The sequence below is a fragment of the Pseudomonas sp. FYR_5 genome, from assembly GCF_043106315.1.
In the GTDB taxonomy this organism is placed as follows: Bacteria; Pseudomonadota; Gammaproteobacteria; order Pseudomonadales; family Pseudomonadaceae; genus Aquipseudomonas; species Aquipseudomonas putida_Y.
This window is the reverse complement of record NZ_JBICMK010000001.1, coordinates 1-5,442: the sequence shown is the minus strand read 5'-3', so window position 1 is coordinate 5,442 and position 5,442 is coordinate 1. Positions and strand designations below refer to the sequence as shown.

General features: G+C 54.6%; 5 protein-coding genes. 1 reads left to right on the top strand and 4 read right to left on the bottom strand.

The annotated features are described in order from the left end of the window. The coding region (locus ACF8RA_RS00025) for a hypothetical protein (protein WP_392518655.1) at positions 1–202 on the top strand (202 nt) is incomplete at its 5' end. 11 nt (positions 203–213) lie between these two features. On the opposite strand, the gene ACF8RA_RS00020 is transcribed toward ACF8RA_RS00025, so the two are convergent. From ACF8RA_RS00020 to ACF8RA_RS00005, 4 genes are all read right to left on the bottom strand, one after another. Further along, positions 214–735, bottom strand: a complete 522-nt coding sequence (locus tag ACF8RA_RS00020; protein WP_392518654.1) for a hypothetical protein — start codon at positions 733–735, stop codon at positions 214–216. A 1-nt stretch (position 736) separates the two neighbouring features. Continuing rightward, a complete protein-coding gene (locus tag ACF8RA_RS00015; protein WP_392518653.1) occupies positions 737–1,129 on the bottom strand; it encodes a hypothetical protein in 393 nt (130 codons plus the stop codon). Positions 1,130–3,504: 2,375 nt separating this feature from the next. Next, on the bottom strand, positions 3,505–4,059 hold the full coding sequence (locus ACF8RA_RS00010) for a tyrosine-type recombinase/integrase (protein ID WP_392518652.1): 555 nt from the start codon (positions 4,057–4,059) through the stop codon (positions 3,505–3,507). 701 nt (positions 4,060–4,760) lie between these two features. After that, positions 4,761–5,228, bottom strand: coding sequence for a hypothetical protein (locus ACF8RA_RS00005; RefSeq protein WP_392518651.1), 468 nt, complete (start codon positions 5,226–5,228; stop codon positions 4,761–4,763). Positions 5,229–5,442 lie beyond the last annotated feature (214 nt).

The following is a 5,442-nucleotide window of genomic DNA, read 5'->3' as shown; positions in this document are numbered from 1 at the left end:
AGTGCGGTGGAATCAAGGGCCATCACCGACCCCGATTCTTGCTCGCCGTGGCCTGTTCATCGGCCCGCATCGCCTTGATGTAGCACCGCATAGCCCACTCGATGAAGTCCCGGACAGGCATCTCATGGCGCCGTGCGTGGTAGCACAAGCCATGAAACTCGTCCGCTGTGAACGAGACGCCAAGGGCTTTGGTGCCCAGTGAAGGTAGAGGCTTCACGCCCCCACCTCGGCTGGTTCACCATAGGCACGCAGTAGGTCTGCCAAGGCTTTCTGCTCATCGCTGGCCCGCTTCTTATCCGCTGCTTTGGCCGCTGCTGCTGCTGCCTGTCGCTCGCTGCGCTCTACGCTGATAGCCACCTGCCGGGTCGTCTCTGCAACGTTCCGCTGGTATCTGTCCTGCTCGTACTCTTCCAGGGCGAGTTCAGCAACCTTGGGCAGCTCGGCAGCGATAACTTCATCTGGCTTGCGTAGTACTGCACGGAAGTCGAGAGGATCGTTGAACACCTTGATAATGGTGAAACCTTCTTTCAATACATGCTGAAGCTCCATTAGTGCCATCTCAAGAGGCGCGCTTTTAATCCAGTCTACGTTCGCAGCCATGCCTTTGTGGTAAAGACCTTGGCTGTCTTTGTGATACTGGCTTTGCTTCTTCTCGACGAGCAGTTGAAGTTCGGATTCATTGAACTTGAAGAACTCTACGACGGTAGAGCCATAAGTGTGTGTTGTGTTTTTCATTTTATTTTCCTTTACGGTTTGAACGGTGTTGCTTCAGGGCCGCTATCAAGCTCCCCTTGGCGGTTTCTTTGCTGCTGGATGGTTGGGTATTGCTGCTGTTGCTGGCGTTCTGTACGGGCTTCGCTGGGGCTGCTACAGGTGCCTTCGTGGGCGTGTTTGCCTTGGGCTTCTTTGCCGCCTCAACCCTTGCCCGGTGGGCTTCAAGGTCAGACAACGTGACCACCATGCCCGCTGGCAAGATGTTGTCTTCAAGCCCGTTCAGGTAGGCCAGTTCTGCCTTCGTCGCAGGGACGTAGAAGACCGATTCTGGCGGTAGACCAGGTTGCTCCAGGAAGTACGAAAGAATCGCACCATTGTCCCGCTTTACTTCCAGCCAGATGCTGTGTTCGATCATCAGGCCACCTCCCCATGTTGCTCGTTCTGTTGGGCGTTGAACTCTACTTCAAGTTGCTCTGGGGACGTCTTATTGCGGGCTCGCCATTCACGCACTTGGCATTGCACAGAGCAATATCTTGATAGCGGTGAGCGGCTAAAGAAGTTCCTGCTGCAAGATTCACAGGTGTGCTTGCGAAGTGGGCGTTGCTTTGTCATAATAAAGTACCTCGTATGTATGTTTCAGTTTATAAATGGCAATAAAAGCCCGTCCTCTGGTTGCGAGGTTACGGGCGGTTGGCATTGCAGATTTGTACTTGTTATTGGCCAAGTACTGGTATCGCCCCGATTGCAGGGACAAATCTTGGTAATAGGTGGCCAGTTCGTTGCAGCCTTGGCCAAAGCACGGCATTGAGGTTCGAGAGCCATTCAAGCCAGAACCATCCTGCACAACTGTCTTCTCGCATTTTTAAATCGCCGATCGCCTGATGCCGGATCGACAACGGCAGTACGCCATAAGCGACAGCAATATGCTCTGTGCTATAAGCGTTTCAGCTGGGGAAGTGTTTCGAGGGGTAGTGCTGGGAACTGGCTTAGTTGTTTCTACCAGTTACGTGTATTCTACCCCGAGAGTGCGTTCTTGTCAATACATACATACAAATAAAGTTGCTTTTTCTTAAACTTTATGCGTGGCGGATGCTTACACAAGCAAAGATCACGGCAGCAAGTAAGAAGGGTTCAAGCTATCTGTACGAAAGTGCAGCCGGAAGTTGATCTGCGGTTGAACGAGTTGACCAAGGGCAGCAACTGGCTGACCCGCTTTTAAAAGCACGCTCGTACGTTGAATGTACGGCCCTACTACCCACGGCAACCGCCAGATTTCGCGTAGGACCGCGAAACAATCTGCTGGTACGCTGTCCACGCCCTACACTTTGCCCGACAGACACAACCCGACACCACCCTACATGACTAAATTGACCATTGGCCGCATGGCAAAGCTGTACGGCCTGCACCGCTCGACCTTGCACGAAGCCGTGGCTAAAGGCCGCGTCACTGCTGGGCATGACGGCAAAGGCCAGCGGGTAATCGACTTGTCCGAGATGATCCGCGTGTACGGTGAACCCAACGGGCGCCCTACACCACCGCCCGACACCCAGACACCAGCGGACGACACCCACCCTACACCGCCCGCAACGCCTGCTGGATGGGCAGAGCTGGTCAACGAGCTGCGGTTGCTTCGGGAAGAAGTTGCAGGGCTTCGGCAGGAGCTGCGGTTGATCGAGCACAAGCCAGCGGCACCAACTGCACCAGGTACACCAGAAGTCGCGGAAACGGCACCAGCAGAGCGAACAGCAACACCACAACCAGTCGCACCGGCTGCGTCGGATCAGGCATCTGTGTCAGGCAGGACTGGCCAGTCTGTTCACGCCCCGGCAGCTCGCACCTTCGCTGATGTTTTATCGAGTTGGGAAGCTTAAAAGCCTTGCAGGATGGCGCCGACGGGATAGGCTCGGAGCTTGAGCCTGAGCAGTAGCTGGATACAACTTCCCCTTAGGTGAGCACGTAGCTCATCCCCGGGGAAGTCACCAAGTAATCGAGGGCAGGCCCGTCGCCGTCGCCGTCGCATCACTGGGGTTAGTCGCGGATGCTCGCACTAACCTAGGCAGTGTGTTCACGCTGGTCAGAGAACCGTCCTCTACCAACCCAACCTGAACTTGGTGGGGAAAGTCACTCATCTCCCCTTGGTCGCGGTCTGCCTCACCTGAAGAGGGCACTGCGCGGGAGGCTGCTCGCCAACGTCCACGCTCTGCAACTGCTTCAGACAACTTCACCGCTGGCGCATATGACCAACCCTGCTTGTACTCGCCTATCAGCACACAACACGCCCAAGTGACACTTTTCCTTCCACTAGCGTGCGTGGCAGACCGTTGGGCAATAGAGGGGTTGTGTTGGGAGACGCACACGCTAGAATGGCGGGTACGTGGACCAAAGCAACTTTTCCTTGCTGGTCTGCGGGTCTTGTAGGGATTCGTACTCCCGGCAAAACCAAATTGGAAGCCATCGCCTTGCAGGGCGGTGGCTTCGTTCTTTCTGATGCCGTGAATCCTAGCGGCGCCATCATCTGCTGGCAAGGCGTGGCGACTCGCTACCAACTTTCCAAGCGCCTGATACCCCGAAACTTTTCAACCAGGTACTCGCCCAGGGCGAATATCGATGGCATTCCGTGGGTGGCAAATATCGCCGGGGAATCGGTCAAACACGGCCAGCTGTGGCTCGGTCTCAAGCGCCTCTCAGGATCGCTACGGCGCCATTCTCCAGCTTCTGCCGAATATCTAGGGGGGTGAACACCGTCCACCCGCTAACGTCGCTGTAATCGCTTATTTCGAGCTTCCAGACCTAGAACACGAACTGGTGATAGGTCGCGTCTACTTCCGATTGCGTGATACCAATGTACGCCATGGTCACTGCTGGGCTGCTGTGGTTCAGCACCTTGCAGATCAGCTCGATGGATGAGCCGCCGTTGTACATCAGCCATCCACGCGTCTTCCGCATCGAGTGTGTACCCAGCTGCAACCCCATCTCATCGCCCACGGCCTTGAAGGCGCTGGCGACGGCCACCCGGCTAACGGGCTTGCCCTTGGCCCGGTTGCTGTCCACCTCGAACAGGTACTGGTGAGTCGGGTGGGCTGCCCTACGGCGCTCTACGATGGCCTTGGCGGCAACGTTCAGCTCAATGTCGCGGGTCTTGCCGGTCTTGCCTTCCTTGATGACCAGATTGCCGCCCTGTACGTCCTCGAAGGTCAAGCTCAGTAGGTCGCTGATCCGCAGGGCCGTGTTGACGCCAAATCGCCAGATGTCCGCGTACAAGGTGTTGCCCTTGGCGTTCTTGGTCAGCTTCCGGCTGATGGTTTCCGCGTCACTCTGGTTCTTGACTGCTTCGACTGTGTTCATTTCTTATTTACGTTCCACTGAACTCCGTAGATTGTGTTAATTAGAACACAGGGCTTTACGGAAAGTCCAGTATTTTCGGGGGTTTGCTAGTTTACAGAATTATATTCTGTAAATTAGCGGATTGCTGACTGTGACTATGAGATAGGCCGGGAAGGCCCCCGGCCTTGCTACGCTCAACTTAGAGGGAATGTAAGAGTTCCTTCCCGTCCGGGGTCAACTGCACCCAGCTGTACTCTGGGCCTCGATCAGCAGTAGTGTTTTTACCATCAGCTAGGCCAAGCCTTATCAGCCACTTGAGTGTGTGAACATCGTCACCAGTAACGACAGATAGACCATCATGAATTTGCTGGAGCAGTGCTGCTTGCGTCTTAGAGACTTGCATTGGTGATGCCCTCGCTTGGTGGTTTAGGCTATCAAACAGCAAAATCTAATAGATTTCAACTATTCTACTTTGAACAGAATGTCACGCTCTTGTGGTGTAGAAGGCTAGATTGCGTATCAGCCCTACTTAATCGAACTTCAGTTGCTTGAACTTGCGAGAATTGAGGATCAACGCTCGTAAAGCGAGCGTGTGACGCGATTCTCTTAACCCACCTGTAGTGCAGGCCGCGTGTATGGGCGCCTGTAGCGGATCGACTGCTACAGGTGGTCGCGGCCAACGCCAGAAACACATTAGTTACTGGTCAATTAATGACCAGTTCTTAAACCTCGGTTTCAATGTCTGCCAGAAGACGCTTGTTGATGACCCCGTACCGGCGTACCCGTACATCACCGAACAACTTGGTCAGATCATGGGGCCGCTGGCTCAGAATCTTGTTCGCTTTAACTTCGCACCAATCTGGCGTGACCCGTCGATAAACAACTTTCACCGTCACGGGGAAACACTTATCAGCCAGCTCTTGAAGTCCAGTCACCTTACCAGTGGTGTACATGGTCAAGTACGCCTGCCGGACATTACCCCGCCTAGGACTCTGCAAACTTTGAACCCGAACCAAGAACGGTTGGTCTGGAAACTTCCTGCCCAGCTCTTGACGGAATGCCTTCTGGTCAACTAGTAGATTCTTGCTGTCCTCGGGGGTTTCGTAGAATACCGAGTACTGGTAGTTCCATATCGGGGCAAGCAAGTAGTTCGCAAACTTCCGCTTGGTCTTGTCTTCCGATGATTCCACTTGCTGTTCCCACTGGTGATGGCTTACCTGTTAACGGGTATAGCCCATAGAGTCTTCATTTACACCTCCTAGTACTTGCACGGTTCGCGGTACCGATGGCACGCACTGGCTTGGGTAGGCGTTGGTGCCGCTTGGCCCTTTAAATACGGGGGCTGGGTGGCAGGTTTGTCACCGTGGATTGCGGGGCGCTTCAAGTAAGCGATTCTGCTTTTTT

Coding starts and splice junctions, on each gene's coding strand:
- ACF8RA_RS00020 (WP_392518654.1), bottom strand. CDS start 735: ATGAAAAACACAACACACACTTATGGCTCTACCGTCGTAGAGTTCTTC.
- ACF8RA_RS00015 (WP_392518653.1), bottom strand. CDS start 1,129: ATGATCGAACACAGCATCTGGCTGGAAGTAAAGCGGGACAATGGTGCG.
- ACF8RA_RS00010 (WP_392518652.1), bottom strand. CDS start 4,059: ATGAACACAGTCGAAGCAGTCAAGAACCAGAGTGACGCGGAAACCATC.